The sequence below is a fragment of the Bacteroides sp. 3_2_5 genome (assembly GCF_000159855.2).
GTDB classification, from domain to species: Bacteria; Bacteroidota; Bacteroidia; order Bacteroidales; family Bacteroidaceae; genus Bacteroides; species Bacteroides fragilis.
In genome coordinates, this window is record NZ_JH636046.1 from 78,294 (window position 1) to 93,819 (window position 15,526).

Sequence of the window (15,526 nt, forward strand, 5' to 3'; positions counted from 1 at the left end):
CAGGATGGAAACATTCAGATGCAGGCAAGAAGAAAAAAACACCTTTTCCGGAACAACGGACCGAAAATCCATGTACCTTTGTGGTACTTCAAGGAAAGATGCCAGAGTGATCGAATGGGCCGGACTCGAAATCCGGTGAACGGCTTGTCCGTTCCGTGGGTTTGAATCCCACTCTTTCCGCAATAATTTTGTTGTTTGTCCATCTCCCCCACAAGTGGAGTCACCAAAAAAGAAGAGATGCACCGAGAAATAAGAATCTACGGCACATCTCTTTTTTTATGTCAAATGCAAGCGGAAGCTTTCTATGCCGGACGAGAGCATACGACGCGACTTTCTTCTTGCGTCCTCGGCGAGGAAGGCTTCCTTACTTTTTGAAGTGAATCAACATCAATACCGGGTTGTCATCGGCTTTCAGGCCGGCTGCTATCTCTTTCAATTCACCGCTCAGCTGACCGGCTTCGTAAGCATCCATCAGGTCTTCGGACTTCAGAACAGCCAAGCCGCAATCTTCGGGATAGCAAAAGAACATGATACCTTCCACACGTTTCGAAGCATCGTCTTTATTCTTCAACAAGTAACGGCAGACTTCCTGCGTGCGACAGTCGTACAGCCACTCTTCACTTTTCAGATCCAATGACTCGATACTGTTCATCGGCACTTCCATAGGTTGCTTAGTCAGAAAGAAATAAGCCCCCGCCGCTCCCCGTAAAAACAAACCATACTTGTTTCCCTCCTCCGAATGTGAAGGAGTACGGACGAGCAATGGCTCTAAGGTGCGGTCCGGATTCATTGCAAACAAGGTATCCGAGTCGGGATTGCCGATATAAAAGCGGGAGCCATTACGAATCAAAGAGGGTTCCAGAAGATAAGCGTATGAATGGTTTTCCGCATTGACAATAAGCTTGACGAGAATATTTCTTTTCTGCACATAGTCCAGTGAATCCAGATGCCCGTCCCGGGTGGAGACCAAAAGATAAGGATAGAAGTTGGCATCCTGATCGTCCGGCACCTTTGACTCCTGTTCCGCTATCAAATAGTCGGGAGAGAACAGGCACATGCGACTCATCCGTTTCCCTTCAGGGAAAGTAAAAGAGTGCTTGAACTTTCCGTCCAGAGAATAGACGTGAATCTGCTGACGGTTCATCTCCTTCAGGTAAAGTTCGCCGTTCGCCGGGTTTACATCTATCGAACCGATATCCTTGTATTCACCCGGGCCGTTACCGACCCTGTGGATGCGGTTGAGTACTTTCCCCTGCCGGCTGAAGAAGCAAACGTCGTTTCCCCGATGTCCTTTGGTTATCACATATTGATCGGTGACCACTTCTACCGAACCGTCGAACAGAAATTCGTCGTTAGTCTCCAAAGGAATATAGCTTATGTCAGCAATATCCTGCAACACGATCTCCTTTTCGGGATAATCTTCATTCATATCAATCACAGGCAGAGCCTGATTCACTGCTTCCTTGCCACCCTGACACGAAGCCAATGCAAGGGATACCCAAAAATAAAACGGGAGTCTTTTCATAGTACAAATTATTAACCGACGGGAAAGATACATATTATTACTGAAACCGATGTACTACTATACCCTAAAAATAAAAAAGAAGGAGATACCCGAACGGTCATCTCCTTCCTCCTACTTACTGAAAATTATACTTCATATTCCTGATATCAATGATTGGGCTTAATATCGAGTTTCACCGGATGAATCATATTTTCCGGTTTAAGGATCGTATCGAGGTCTTCTTTTGAAAGAATGTCATGTTCCAGCACCAGTTCATAGACTCCCTTACCGGTCTCCTGTGCTTCTTTGGCAATCTTGGTAGAGTTTTTATATCCGATAACAGGATTCAGTGCAGTCACCACACCGATACTGTTGTGAACATCTTTCCGGCATTTTTCCTCATTGGCCGTGATGCCGTCTATACACAAGGTACGCAGCGTATCAAAACCATTCATCAGCAAATCGGCAGATTCGAAACAGCACTGGGCCATGACCGGTTCCATCGCATTCAGTTCCATCTGGGCCGCTTCACCACTCATAGCTACACAAAGGTCGTTACCTATTACTTTATAGTCAATCTGATTCATCACTTCGGGAATAACCGGATTGACCTTACCCGGCATAATGGACGAACCGGGCTGCATGGCCGGCAGATTGATTTCGCCCAACCCGCAACGCGGGCCGGATGCCAAAAGGCGCAAGTCATTGCATATCTTATTCATTTTTACAGCTATACGGCGCATAGCAGAAGAGTAACCTACCAGACAAGAAGTGTCGGAAGTAGCTCCTATCAGATCATCGGCCAAACGGATATCTAGTCCGGTAATCTTCCGGAGAGCCGCTATGCATTTGCTTGCATATTCCGGCTCGGCGGTGATTCCGGTTCCGATGGCAGTAGCTCCCATATTGACGGTCAGGAAGTCCTGAGCAGCAAAGTCCAGGTTCTTGACTTCATCCTGAAGGATACTGGCAAAACCATTGAACGTCTGTCCGAGCGTCATCGGCACCGCATCTTCCAGCTGGGTGCGCCCCATCTTGATCACGTGTGCAAACTCTTCGCCCTTTCTTCTGAAAGCATCGATCACCTCCTTAAAATGTTTCACCAGTTTGAGGTGCGTATAATACATACCGATATGAATAGCGGTCGGATAAGCGTCATTGGTAGACTGCGAACGGTTAACATGATCATTGGGCGAACAATATTGATATTCCCCACGTTTATGTCCCATCAACTCGAGTGCGCGGTTGGCTATCACCTCGTTGGCATTCATGTTGGTGGTAGTTCCGGCTCCACCCTGGATCATGTCTACCGGGAACTGGTCATGATGTTTCCCTTCCAGAATTTCTTTACATGCACGAAGAATGGCATTTGCCTGCTCTTCGGTCAGCAGTCCAAGTTCAAAGTTAGCCATAGCGGCTCCCATCTTGGTAATGGCCAGTGCATTGATAAATAAGGGATACTCACAAAGATGATATTTGCTAATGCGGAAGTTCTCTATTCCCCGAAGGGTTTGTACGCCATATAAGGCGGTTTCGGGTACTTCACGTTCACCTATTAAATCACTCTCTGTACGAGTTGCTTTCGATAATTCTTCTTTCATAATATATCTTTATTAACAATTACATTCTTAACTGTGTTTACAATAACCAAACTTAAGCAATATTGTTTTGAAAGCATACATATTCGCAATTTAGTTAACATACTTTAAACAAGGAACAGTTTTTATACATGAAGACAAATAGATGTATCATATTGTAAACCTCCCCTCCCAACAGGGATTTTAATAAAATCTCCTTCATAATGAAAAAATATACTAATAGACAAAAACCTATTAACTTCTTTTTTGTTGATTAGCATATCATTTACCGATTCAGAGACAATTTATTCAATTATCTTTGCCAAAATAAAAAAGAAAGATATGATTCTACAATTGGCTTTTGTACTGACAGCTATCATTATCGGTGCCCGTCTGGGAGGTATCGGACTCGGAGTAATGGGCGGCGTAGGTTTAGGAATACTTACTTTTGCCTTCGGATTGCAACCCACAGCTCCTCCAATCGACGTGATGTTGATGATTGCCGCAGTCATCTCGGCCGCCTCCTGCATGCAAGCAGCCGGCGGGCTGGATTATATGGTGAAGCTGGCAGAAAAGTTATTGCGTAAGAACCCGTCACATGTCACCATATTAAGTCCCATTGTGACCTACCTGTTTACTTTTGTTGCGGGAACAGGGCATGTCGCTTACTCCGTATTGCCTGTGATTGCAGAGGTAGCCACCGAAACAAAGATTCGTCCGGAACGTCCCCTCGGCATAGCCGTCATCGCTTCGCAACAAGCCATCACGGCAAGTCCCATCTCGGCAGCCACGGTCGCCTTACTCGGACTGTTGGCCGGTTTCGACATTACCCTGTTCGATATTCTCAAAATAACGATTCCCGCAACCATTATCGGCGTACTGGTAGGTGCACTTTTTTCTATGAAAGTAGGTAAAGAGCTGGTAGACGATCCGGAATACCAGAAACGATTGGCTGAAGGATACTTCAACTCAAAGAAAATAGAGATTAAAGATGTACACAATAGGCGCAATGCAATGATATCGGTGTTGATTTTCATCTTAGCTACCGCCTTTATTGTATTTTTCGGCTCTTTCGACGGCATGCGCCCCACATTTCTGATCGATGGCGAAACAGTCACCCTGGGCATGTCTGCCATTATCGAAATCGTCATGCTTTCGGCAGCTGCACTTATCCTGCTGATCACGAAGACAGATGGTATCAAAGCGACGCAAGGTTCTGTTTTTCCGGCAGGGATGCAGGCGGTAATCGCTATTTTTGGTATAGCCTGGATGGGCGATACGTTTCTGCAAGGCAACATGGGGCAACTGACCGAATCGATCGAAGGACTTGTCCGCCAGATGCCGTGGTTGTTCGGCATTGCCCTGTTCATAATGTCCATCCTGCTCTACAGCCAGGCTGCTACGGTACGTGCACTGATGCCGTTGGGCATTGCTCTCGGCATTTCACCGTATATGCTGATCGCCATGTTCCCGGCTGTAAACGGATATTTCTTCATTCCGAACTATCCGACAGTAGTGGCCGCCATCAATTTCGACCGGACCGGTACAACAAAAATCGGTAAATACGTATTGAATCATTCGTTTATGATGCCCGGACTGGTATCGACCGTTGTAGCCATCGCGCTCGGATTGCTCTTTATCCAGATATTCTAAAAGAACGGAACTATCTATTTTTTTAACCTAAATAACAGTTGAGTCATGAAAGAATTAAAAAGACTAAGCTTTGTAGTGGTCACACTACTACTTTCCACGATGATGGCTTTCGCGCAAAAGCCTAATATTCACATCCTTGCTACGGGTGGCACAATTGCCGGTACAGGCGGTTCTGCCACTTCCACCAACTATACGGCCGGCCAGGTAGCAATCAGTACGCTGCTCGATGCAGTACCCGAACTCAAGGATATTGCCAACGTGACCGGTGAGCAAATTGTACGTATCGCATCGCAGGACATGAGCGATGAAGTGTGGCTGATACTCGCCAAGAAGATCAACCAACTCCTGAAACGCCCGGACATCGACGGTATCGTTATCACTCACGGAACAGATACGATGGAAGAGACTGCCTATTTCCTGAACCTGACCGTAAAAAGTAACAAACCCGTGGTACTTGTAGGAGCCATGCGCCCTTCTACCGCGCTGAGTGCCGATGGCCCGCTGAACCTCTACAATGCCGTAGTCACTGCCGGAGCCAAAGAATCTATCGGCAAAGGTGTGCTGATAGCCATGAACGGACTGATTCTCGGAGCTGAAAGCGCAATAAAGATGAATACGATCGACGTACAAACTTTCCAGGCACCCAACTCCGGTGCATTGGGCTATATCTTTAACGGAAAAGTATTCTATAACCAGGCTCCGCTCAAGAAACATACGACCCAATCTGTTTTCGACGTAACCAACCTGAACTCTCTTCCCAAAGTAGGCATTGTCTACAGCTACTCGAACATCGATCCCGATATGGTGACCCCACTGTTGCATCATGACTACAAAGGTATCATCCATGCGGGAGTAGGAAACGGCAACTTCCACAAAAACATTTTACCGGTACTGCTGGAAGCACGCAAGAAAGGAATCCTCGTGGTTCGCTCCTCCCGCGTACCTACCGGTCCTACCACAATGGATGCCGAAGTAGACGATACTCAATATCAGTTTATTGCTTCTCAGGAACTGAATCCGCAGAAGTCACGTGTATTGCTGATTCTCGGACTGACCAAAACCAATGACTGGAAACAGATTCAGCAATATTTTAATGAGTATTAACCGGACATCGGACCGATAAAACCTGAACACTTATGAAAAAATTAATGGCCATGTTGCTCCTTGCGGGCAGCATACAAGGAGTCTATGCCCAAAAGACGGAAAAGAAAGAGATGTTTCTTGAAAATAAATCGTTGTATGAAGAGCTGACCAACGTGCAGAAGAAGACGGATAAGTTCAATCTGTATCTCAATATGCAAGGTAGTTTCGACGCCAACTTCCGCGACGGTTTCGACGAAGGAGTATTCAAGATGCGCCAACTTCGTATCGAAGCCAAGGGCAACCTCAACAGCTGGCTCTCCTATCGTTATCGCCAGCGTCTGAACCGTTCGAACGAGGGAGGAGGAATGATCGACAACATACCGACTTCGATTGACTATGCCGGTATCGGTGTAAAGCTGAACGACCAGTTCTCTTTCTTTGCCGGTAAACAATGCACCGCTTACGGCGGTTTCGAGTTCGACCTGAATCCGATTGACATCTACCAATACAGCGACATGATCGAGAATATGAGCAATTTTATGACCGGATTGAACATCGGTTATAACATTACACCTACCCAGCAGCTCAACTTGCAGATCCTGAACAGTCGCAACAGTTCGTTCGACAAGACGTATGGAATCACCGAAGACTCGGAAGGCAAACTTCCGGACCTCAAGTCGGGCAAGATGCCTTTGGTCTATACCCTGAACTGGAATGGTAACTTTAATGAGGTGTTCAAGACCCGCTGGTCGGCTTCCGTCATGAGTGAAGCCAAAGGCAAGAACCTCTATTATTATGCAGTGGGCAACGAACTGAATCTGGATAAGTTCAATATGTTCGTCGATTTCATGTATTCGCAGGAAGGCATCGACCGTAACGGTACCATCACCGGGATTGTAGGCAATGCCGGCGGACACAATGCTTTCAACGCCGGCTACTTGTCGGTAGTGACCAAGCTCAATTACCGTTTCCTCCCCAAGTGGAATGCTTTCGTGAAAGGCATGTACGAAACGGCCTCCGTCACCAAAGCAGCCGACGGCATTGAAAAAGGTAACTACCGTACTTCCTGGGGCTACCTGGCGGGGGTAGAGTTTTATCCAATGAAGACTAATTTGCACTTCTTCCTGACCTACGTAGGGCGTTCATACGACTTCACACATCGTGCCAAAGTACTGGGACAGGAGAATTACAGTACTAACCGATTGTCTTTAGGCTTCATCTACCAACTGCCGATGTTCTGACCTGAAATAAAATAGTCCCGATAAACCGGATGGTTTATCGGGACTATTTTATTATTTTCAATCAATTCGTTCGTATCAATACTCCTCCTCGTTAAAGAAGAAGTCCTCTTTACTGGGGTAATCCGGCCAAATATCTTCTATGCTTTCATAGATTTCGCCTTCATCTTCCATTTCCTGAAGGTTTTCAATCACTTCAAGAGGAGCACCCGACCGCATGGCATAATCAATCAGTTCATCCTTAGTTGCCGGCCAAGGAGCATCTTCCAGTTTAGATGCTAATTCCAATGTCCAATACATAAGCTTTCGTATTTAAAATGTGAATATTAATCCTACTCTCTATTTTTCGGCAAAAGTATAATAAAATATTTCACTTGCAACTATTATTCCAAAATATTTCGTCTTTTCCTTCATTAAAATTCATTTTACGGGACAAGACAAATAAATAATCCGATAAACGGTTGATATAGGCCAGTAAATCGGCTGAGATTGTACAGCTTTCGGATAATGCAAGAATCCGGCGTTCGGCCCTCCGGCAAACGGTACGGCAAACGTGGCAAACCGCAGAGCCACGACTCCCTCCCGGAATAATAAAAGAATGTAAAGGTGGAAGAATTTCGTCGGCGGCATCGATTTCGCGCTCAATGGCTTCCACCTCAGCGGGAGTAATAATACTGACATCATTCAATTGCACCTTCTCCTGATCAGTGGCCAGATGCGACCCGATGGCAAACAATTTATCCTGCACGGACTGCACAAAATTCAAATCATGCTCGTCCATCAAATAAGTTGCCAGCAAGCCCAGATTCGAATTCAGTTCATCGACCGTTCCATACGCTTCCAGACGGATATGGGTTTTCGGAACACGCGTCCCGCCTATCAGGCCGGTCGTTCCCTTATCACCCGTTTTTGTATATACAAGACTCTTTTTCATAATGATAGTATGTTTATTATTTCTGTAAAGGTTAACACATCAAAGGATTCAGAAGTTGACGAGATAGTGCTGTTTTATCTTGGTACGGTCGAAAAAGACAATTCCCAAATCATACAAATCGAATGTAATGCCTGTCCGGTCGTCCTGCTGTATCTTTTTCCAGAGTGCTTTCATCTTCTTCGTATAGCGGATGCCCTCAATAACAAAGAGTCCTCGTCCGGTGGTTCTCGATGCACAAAGGTCAAACACCTGCTCCACAAACTCCTCATTCCGATAATGGTGCAAATACAAAAAATCGACAGGCGTATCTTTCTCCAGAAAGAGCTCCGACAAATCGGAAGCACCCACATAATCGGCTTTAGCATGTCCGGCCTGCAAATACAAAGACGATGCCGATAATGTTCCGGCATCCACAATCGTATCGGGCTGAATATAGTTGACCAGCCGAAACAGCAACCGGTTCACCTTCTTCGATTCATGCTTCCATTTCCTACCGGAGTTTGCCGACATTTTTTTCTGTTCGGCTTCCAACGAACTGTAGGCATAGTAAGGGGTACGCTCATAAATGACGTTGGTTATCAAGTCGAAAGCAAATGGTGAATGAACCCCATATCCACAACGGTGGCGAAAGCGGGCCAACCAGATAAAAGGACGTTTCAAAAGAAAAAATCCGTTCATAATAAATTGAAATATATCGCGTTCAACGCACAAAGATATATAAAACCATTTGAGAAGTAAAGTGTTATATGCAAGTAATTAAAAACCTAAACCTGGAGATTTATGAAGAAGTTAATGTTACTGTCCCTTTTGAGTACCTTTATATTTTACAGTTGCTCGGATGATGATTCATGCACAACCTGTAAGGAAGATAATGGAAATTTGGTCACCCCCGATTTGAGCGTTACCCTATCCGATACACAGAGTCCGATGACGGGTGTATTGGAAGCCTACCCTTGCCAGGCAGGAGGTGCCATTTATTACGGCAATTATATCGAAGGCAAACTGACCCCCTTTCCGGGAATGTATTACCTCCAGAACGGAGAGATCTATGGAGATAAGAACAGGGAAATATCTCTCCCGGTGGGCACTTACAACATGATATACTGGGGTACTCCGAAATATGAAGAGCCGATTTACAGCACCCCGGTCGTCGTCGACCCCCAAATCACTATCGGAGGAGACCTTTCACAACAGTATTTCGGGCTCCGGAAAGTTTCGGCGGATACGACCTATTATCCGGTATTCGACTTAGTGTATACAGTGAAACCGGCACATATCGGCACGGAAGAACTGAGTGCAGCCATGCAACGTGTTGTAGCCGGGCTGAAAGTAATCGTCAAAAACAAAAACAACGGTATCCTAAGTTCCAGTATTGCCGGCATGGAAGTACATGTAGGAGGCATTGCCGAGAAGCTGAACATGTATACAGCCGCTCCGGTCAACCAAACCAAAACAGTATCTTTCCCGCTTGTACTGTCGGCAGACGGCACACAGATGAGCAATGCCACGGTCATGCTTTTTCCATCATCCGCCAAACCAATGTTCAAGCTGATCATCAAGCTTAAAAACGGAAATACCAAAGTCTACCAACAACCACTCAATGCTCCGTTAAAAGCTAATAACAAGTTGACTCTGACATTAACCTTGGGTGATATCTTCTCGGAAGAAACTTCCGGGGGATTCACCATCGATAACTGGCAAGAAGAGAACGAAACAATAGATATACCGACACTGGAATAACCATCAGACTGGCTTCACCGGCATCCGGACTCCACCCGATTGGAGATCAGACTGATCGCTCTTTTAGCGTACATTCATGCCGGACCTACCAAAAAACCGGAAACCTCCTCACGGAGCCTTCCGGTGTAACACTAAAAGTACCGGGCAGGCAGAAGCACTAGGTAAAACTCCCGCCTGCATGTGTTCCGGTATGTCTTCCCTAACCGATGCCGAGCGTTTTCCGTGCCTCGGTTTGTTGATTTTCGCTTAGTTTGTTCTGATAGGCTTCGTACAGATAGTTTCCTACGGGACTGCCGGCATGTTTCACAATCTGTTCCAGCACGAATCCGCCGAAAGCCTCTTTAATTTCATTTATCTCTTTCCCGGTAAAGTCCCGCCCTCTGAATTCGTCGAGAGCCATCAAGGTTTGCATCATCTCCTCGTTCAGTCCGGTTCCTTCCACCAGTACGATATCTCCTATTTTTGCGTTGATCTCTCCCGGTTCCAAAACCACGGGCAGAGTAACGGGAAAGCGGTCACTGTCATTCTCCTGAATAAAGAGCTCCCTCACTTGCGGGGCAGTCACTTTTCCATTGAACACAAAGCGTCCTTCACTGACTATAGTGCTGTCATATCTCACCACACCTTCCATAGCGTCCCGCAAATAAATCGTCCTGCCTTCCAATTTCTCGTTAGTCACCACCCCTCTGAGGTGGTAGGCCCCCTCTTTAGGCGTATGATTACAGGCTCCCATGATGAGGCCCATCAGTAAGACCCCTGTCAAATTCCTTTTCATCTTCTTTATCATCCTATAAGTTATAAAAAATCACCCCATACGTACCCGAGGGCAGAACGGGGTGATCTTTTCGTAATATTCTGGACTTATTTAAAATCTAAATCCGAGTTTCAGGTTGGGCAACGCAAACAAGTTGATGTTGTGATGCCCCACCTTGTAGGCCGACATGCCTTTGGGGCATATCTGAATCATATCGTAGCGGTAAGCTACCGGCTGAACTTCAAATCCCAAAATCAGTCCCTTACCAAGGCTGTATTCGATACCCGCTACAGAGGCTGCGCGCAGTCCGAATATCTGCCCGGTCCGGGTGTTAGGGATATAGACTTCTAACGGAGTGCCGTTGACATCGCTGCCATCGACTACCGCCGCATTGTCCTGCGAGTTCGGGTTTTCACTCGGGTTCAAGTCAGTTCCTCCGGGCGCGTCAGCATCGTCTGTACTCATGTCCGGATCCTCGACCATAATTCCCGTATAAGGAGTTGTTGTCTGGATTCGTCCCATTTGCCAACCTAAAAGCCCACCTACGTACAGATTGATACGTTCGTTCTTTGTATTGAAATAATAGTTTGATCCAATATTGATCGACCAATTGTTCTTGATTTTTCCTTCCAGGTATTGTTTTGCCGGAATTTGCATATCTTGAACGGTTCTGTCTCCCTCAATATAATCTTTCTTGGGCGTAACACCAATATTCATGCTGAACATCAGGTTGATGTCCCAACGGTCAGTCAGAAAATACTTTCCCTGAACACCTATGATATTAACCAAACTGTTATTATTCAAATCTCCTAAAGTGAGGTAGTAGGCCGGATCTGCCGACTGGTGTCCGCTTCCGTTTCCTATTCCTATGTTCGGTGCCAAGGCACTCTTCCCATCCCAGTATCTGGGCAGCAGATAGTCTTCCGTACTGTTGTTGAACATCTGCGAACTACCGAATACCATGGAAACCTGCCACTGACCTTTTTTAGGAGCAAACGACGCATCATCGCTGCTGCTGTATTGCTGCGCCGAGAGTGGCGCAACAGTACATACAGACAGAAGGATTATGCATAGTTTCTTTATCATACTATTTTTCTTTAGAGTTTTTTATTATTCAGCTGCATAAGCATCCAAAAGTTTCTTCAGTGTAGCGTTCAGGCGATCAACCTCAGCCTGTATGAAAGCAACTTCCTGTTCTGCATTCGTAATAGCAGCTTGTAAATCAGACTCGAATCTGTTCTTATCGTCTTTACCCAAAGTCTGGTAAGCTTCAAGTTTTCCTTCAGCGGTAGCAACGGCATCTTTAGCTATCGCGATCTTGCTTTCCTGGTCGGAAATCAATTTCTCAATAGTACCTTTGACTGTTTCGAAGCTATGGTTCACCGGATCGTAAGTTACATAAGTAACCTGTCCACCATTATTTATAGCATTCTTGATTGTTGTCATTAAACTGTTTAATGCCTGAATTTGGCAAGCAGAAGAATTGCTGACAGAATAAGGATTACCGTTACTCATATTCTGAGTATAGTCAAGTAATTTCACTTCCAGTTCAGCTTTCCAGATAGCATCTTGCTTGTCGGCGATACCGGCTTGCAGTGTGGCTATATTGTCTGCTATCGGTTTCTTGGCATCATCAAATTTCTTCAGATCGGCTGTCAGGCTGTTGTCTAAAGCAATCCATTTCTCGATATTGGTAAAGATAGCCACATTTTCCATAGCTGTTGTATACAGGTAATAGCTGCATGTATTGTTTCCGGCTTCTACGTCTTCCGGAAGGTAGTATTTGTCACCTACTTTCTTCGGCTCAACAATACTGCTCAAGGCATCATCTGTTCCAAACAATGTCTTGGAAGCAAGAATCAGTTTTTGGGTAGCTCCGTCGAAATCAGAAAGAGCATTGTTGGAGAAACTAGTCACCAACTGCTGGCTACCTAATATCCAACTATTACTATTACTATTACTCATAGAATTATTAAAGCTACTAAGTGTCACTTGATTGCCTGTCGGAGTTTCGCTATCGTCAACGATTGTGACATTATAAAGTCTGATTTCTTTATTATCTACGTTGTATATTTTTCCCGTTGCTCCGTCCACAGCGTCTCTCAACTGTCCGTAAGCTTTCAAGTCGGCGAGCAATGCGTTGGCTTTATCCTTAGTCTGTTCGGCGGAAGCTAATACTCTATAAGCATCTACTTTTGCGACGATAGCATCGTAAGTGGTAGTCTGCTGATAGTTCTTATAATTAGTTAGCGCTGTCATATAAGCCTTGTAAGCATCCATCCATTCGGTAGAGTCTTTCTTGAAGATGGCATATTTATCTGCTTTATCGATAGCCATTCTGGCCAGCTCACCTTTGGCTTTAGCTATTTCGGCATCGGTAGGTTGAATATTGCTGTTATTTCTATTGGAGGAGAATACACGCTCATAAGCAACATTAAATAAGTTAATATAACCATAAGAGAAAAGCTGACTGCCTCGCCATATGTTTGCAATTTTAATACATTCTAGCATTTGACTCGCCTCGTCATAATTACTTAATGACAAGCCAGACAGATTCAAATCAGCGATCATCGTATATTCGCCCGTTACATTATCCTGTTTGAATACTTTGTTGAACTCATCAGATGTTAAAACGCTGCTTTCTTGAACAAATCCGGCCAGATCATTCTGCAATGCTGCGTCTACCACCGGTATGGTGAAGCTTTTATCTTTCGTATTCAACTTGGCTTTCTCTCTTTCAATATCGGCAAGTACCGGCTGAATCTCCGCTGTTTGCTTAGCAATAGCCTCACTCTTCGCTACCACATCAGCATTGACTGCGGCAATCTGCTTAGAGATCTCCGCCAGTTTCGTGTTCCATTCCGAGGTCGGAGTAGCGGCAAAGGTCTTCATATCTTCCAATACCTTTTCTTGGGTAGCAAGGGCTGCTTTGGCTTCGTCAATACCTGCATTCAGTTTGTCTTCCAGGTATTTGTTATCTGAAAGGAAGTCCAACAAATCACTTTTGGCTTTTAGCAAGCGGGCATTAGAATCTTTGAGGTAATCTAATGCTCCATAAGTGTGCAATTCTCCTTCAGTAATGCCTGCTAAAGCTTCTTTTACGTCCTTGATAGCTTCACCGAACGCTTCGTCTTTTGCAGTAACCATTGCCACTTCTAATGCAGCCAATGACTCTTGAAGGTCTGCGTTAGTATCAGCTTCTTTCTTCTGGATAGCCAGCAGTTGTTCTTTTAGTGAAGCAGCCAGTGTGTCCTGACGCGCCTGGAGAGAGTCTTTCACCCAAGCAGCAGAAGCCTGTTCTTTTTCGAGAGCCACTTTCTTTAATTCCAGGTTCACTTTGTCAGATTCTAAAGACACCTGTTCTCTTTCAATTTTCACTCTTTGGATTTCGGTTAATACGGTTTCAAAAGCAGCCTTTGCCTTAATGAATTCCGCTTTCGCTCCGCGAAGTTGTTCGATTCCCGCCGGTTCATCGTTATCGATACATCCGGTGAATGTTGTAGTTGCTCCTCCCACTAAGAGCGCAGCTACGAGATAAGTCCATTTTCTCATACCTCTGTTTTTAAGTGTTAATAAAAAAAATGTTATGTAAGTAAATCAATGTTTTCTCTTGCCGATGACGGCCTTGCCTCTATCTTATGTAATACCTCTATCTACAGTTACTTTGTAGGTACCCCCAAACAGACTATTGAAGGATGCAAATGGCGTTTTGCCAAAAGGAATAGCAGTAAAAGGGAATCCTTATTTATAATAAGGTATAAAAAAGAATAGTTCTTTGTTTCTGTGTGAAGCAAGGAAGGGAGAAGTATGCAATTCTCTGGATAACTTCCCAACAAGCCGAAGTCTGTAGAAGCTATTATCTGTCTATGAATGAATTATTTTCTCTCTGTCTTTGAAAAAGATGTTTTTTAATTTGCTTTTTTGTGAAAAATGGTTTATGTTTGTCGGACACTTACAATAAAGTTACCTACAAAGTAACTCCACAGAAATCAGCACTTTATCCCTCAAAAGATCGTTTGGCATAACCGATAATACTTAAATTTGTTTCATCCAGTTTCTTTATATTGAATGGTTTCAGATAAGTCTCTGTTACTTTGATAGACGAGTGCCCCATCGCCTCCCGGATAATACCCGGGTGCACTTCCAAATAATAGGCTAAAGTGGCCCAGGTATGGCGGGCTGTATATGAAGTCAATTCGGTAGTCAGTCCCAACAGTTCTCCCAATTTTGTCAGTTGATAATTGAAGATGCGCAATGCCTGCTGATACTCCCGATAGATGGTATCCTCTCCTCCCTCTGCACTCAGAATAGGGAATAAATAGGGAGACTCCGTAGTAGTATCCATATATTCCCGAATGATATTCATGGCATCTTTAGTAACTGTAATGGTGATCTGACGTCCGGTTTTCCTGCGATGATAGGTCAGGATATTCCCATTCAGGTCCTTCTTTTGTATATAAGCCAAGTCAACAAAAGGAAGCCCCCTTAAAAGAAACATCAGCACGAACAGGTGATGAGTTTTCTGCAATAGTTCCGATTGCTTCCGGGTGCACTTCGTGTCGAGCAACTGCCCCATTTCTTCGGCTTTCAAAGCTCGTTTGATATCAGCCTGAGTACCGGTATATACAGCTTTGAACAGATGTGGCACGTGAGGTGCCAGACGCCGGTCGACCGCCCGGTTATAGACAGCCCTGAGCACCCGCATATAAGTAGACACCGTGTTCCAGCTGTTTCCCCGCCGTCTGAGAAACCGTTCGAACTGCTTCAATAACTCAGGTCTTACTCTTTTGAACGGAATGTCGTGTGCTTTCAGAAAAGCAGAAAGGGCATTTCTGCTCGCTTGATAAATGTGAGCCGTACCTAATGCATATTCCGCTTTTCGCTCTTCAATCATGCGATCCATAAAACGGATTAAATCTTTTTCTTTCATCTTATTTTTGTTTTACCTAGTTTATCCGATCAAGATATTGATTTTCGTACACAAAGAAAAATTATCCGCAGGGTTTGTATGTAACCACAGTACTACGATTGAGTACGTTTTAT

Annotated in this window: 13 protein-coding genes and 1 tRNA gene; 5 read left to right on the forward strand and 9 right to left on the reverse strand. The window is 44.9% G+C overall.

Translation table 11 applies throughout. From position 1 onward, the window contains the following. Positions 1-92: 92 nt before the first annotated feature. Positions 93-180, forward strand: a tRNA-Ser gene (locus tag BSHG_RS23190). A 184-nt stretch (positions 181-364) separates the two neighbouring features. Here BSHG_RS23190 and BSHG_RS01650 read toward each other — a convergent pair. Both BSHG_RS01650 and aspA read right to left on the reverse strand, forming a co-directional pair. Continuing rightward, positions 365-1,525, reverse strand: a complete 1,161-nt coding sequence (locus BSHG_RS01650; protein ID WP_005797612.1) for a 6-bladed beta-propeller — start codon at positions 1,523-1,525, stop codon at positions 365-367. Between the two features lie 146 nt (positions 1,526-1,671). Continuing rightward, a complete protein-coding gene (gene aspA, locus BSHG_RS01645; protein ID WP_005791488.1) occupies positions 1,672-3,105 on the reverse strand; it encodes an aspartate ammonia-lyase in 1,434 nt (477 codons plus the stop codon). Between the two features lie 318 nt (positions 3,106-3,423). Here aspA and BSHG_RS01640 point away from each other — a divergent pair, with 318 nt between their 5' ends. From BSHG_RS01640 to BSHG_RS01630, 3 genes are read left to right on the forward strand one after another with little or no spacing between them, the layout of a single operon-like run. Beyond that, positions 3,424-4,734 carry an anaerobic C4-dicarboxylate transporter family protein gene (locus BSHG_RS01640; protein ID WP_005791486.1) on the forward strand — a complete coding sequence of 437 codons (1,311 nt, stop codon included), beginning with the start codon at positions 3,424-3,426 and terminating at the stop codon, positions 4,732-4,734. 45 nt (positions 4,735-4,779) lie between these two features. Further along, a complete protein-coding gene (gene ansB / locus BSHG_RS01635) occupies positions 4,780-5,838 on the forward strand; it encodes an L-asparaginase 2 (RefSeq protein WP_005791484.1) in 1,059 nt (352 codons plus the stop codon). Positions 5,839-5,870: 32 nt separating this feature from the next. Beyond that, positions 5,871-7,058 (forward strand): porin, encoded by a 1,188-nt coding sequence (locus BSHG_RS01630; RefSeq protein WP_005814336.1) that lies wholly within the window; start codon positions 5,871-5,873, stop codon positions 7,056-7,058. A 75-nt stretch (positions 7,059-7,133) separates the two neighbouring features. On the opposite strand, the gene BSHG_RS01625 is transcribed toward BSHG_RS01630, so the two are convergent. The 3 genes from BSHG_RS01625 to BSHG_RS01615 all read right to left on the reverse strand — a co-directional run bounded on the left by BSHG_RS01625 (position 7,134) and on the right by BSHG_RS01615 (position 8,667). Next, on the reverse strand, positions 7,134-7,355 hold the full coding sequence (locus tag BSHG_RS01625; protein WP_002558131.1) for a DUF2795 domain-containing protein: 222 nt from the start codon (positions 7,353-7,355) through the stop codon (positions 7,134-7,136). 70 nt (positions 7,356-7,425) lie between these two features. Beyond that, a complete protein-coding gene (locus tag BSHG_RS01620; protein ID WP_005791480.1) occupies positions 7,426-7,989 on the reverse strand; it encodes a cob(I)yrinic acid a,c-diamide adenosyltransferase in 564 nt (187 codons plus the stop codon). Between the two features lie 48 nt (positions 7,990-8,037). Continuing rightward, positions 8,038-8,667, reverse strand: coding sequence for a hypothetical protein (locus BSHG_RS01615; protein ID WP_008770196.1), 630 nt, complete (start codon positions 8,665-8,667; stop codon positions 8,038-8,040). A gap of 102 nt (positions 8,668-8,769) precedes the next feature. Here BSHG_RS01615 and BSHG_RS01610 point away from each other — a divergent pair, with 102 nt between their 5' ends. Continuing rightward, positions 8,770-9,729: a FimB/Mfa2 family fimbrial subunit gene (locus BSHG_RS01610; RefSeq protein ID WP_008661449.1), complete on the forward strand. Its 960-nt coding sequence runs from the start codon at positions 8,770-8,772 to the stop codon at positions 9,727-9,729. 199 nt (positions 9,730-9,928) lie between these two features. On the opposite strand, the gene BSHG_RS01605 is transcribed toward BSHG_RS01610, so the two are convergent. From BSHG_RS01605 to BSHG_RS01590, 4 genes are all read right to left on the reverse strand, one after another. Further along, positions 9,929-10,504: a DUF4369 domain-containing protein gene (locus BSHG_RS01605; protein WP_008661451.1), complete on the reverse strand. Its 576-nt coding sequence runs from the start codon at positions 10,502-10,504 to the stop codon at positions 9,929-9,931. Positions 10,505-10,594: 90 nt separating this feature from the next. Continuing rightward, entirely contained in the window at positions 10,595-11,569 is a 975-nt protein-coding gene (locus tag BSHG_RS01600) for a BT1926 family outer membrane beta-barrel protein (protein WP_008661453.1), read from the reverse strand. 24 nt (positions 11,570-11,593) lie between these two features. Beyond that, positions 11,594-14,035 (reverse strand): hypothetical protein, encoded by a 2,442-nt coding sequence (locus tag BSHG_RS01595; RefSeq protein WP_008661455.1) that lies wholly within the window; start codon positions 14,033-14,035, stop codon positions 11,594-11,596. A 445-nt stretch (positions 14,036-14,480) separates the two neighbouring features. After that, on the reverse strand, positions 14,481-15,413 hold the full coding sequence (locus BSHG_RS01590) for a Tsr26 family tyrosine-type DNA invertase (protein WP_005797599.1): 933 nt from the start codon (positions 15,411-15,413) through the stop codon (positions 14,481-14,483). Positions 15,414-15,526: the final 113 nt, after the last annotated feature.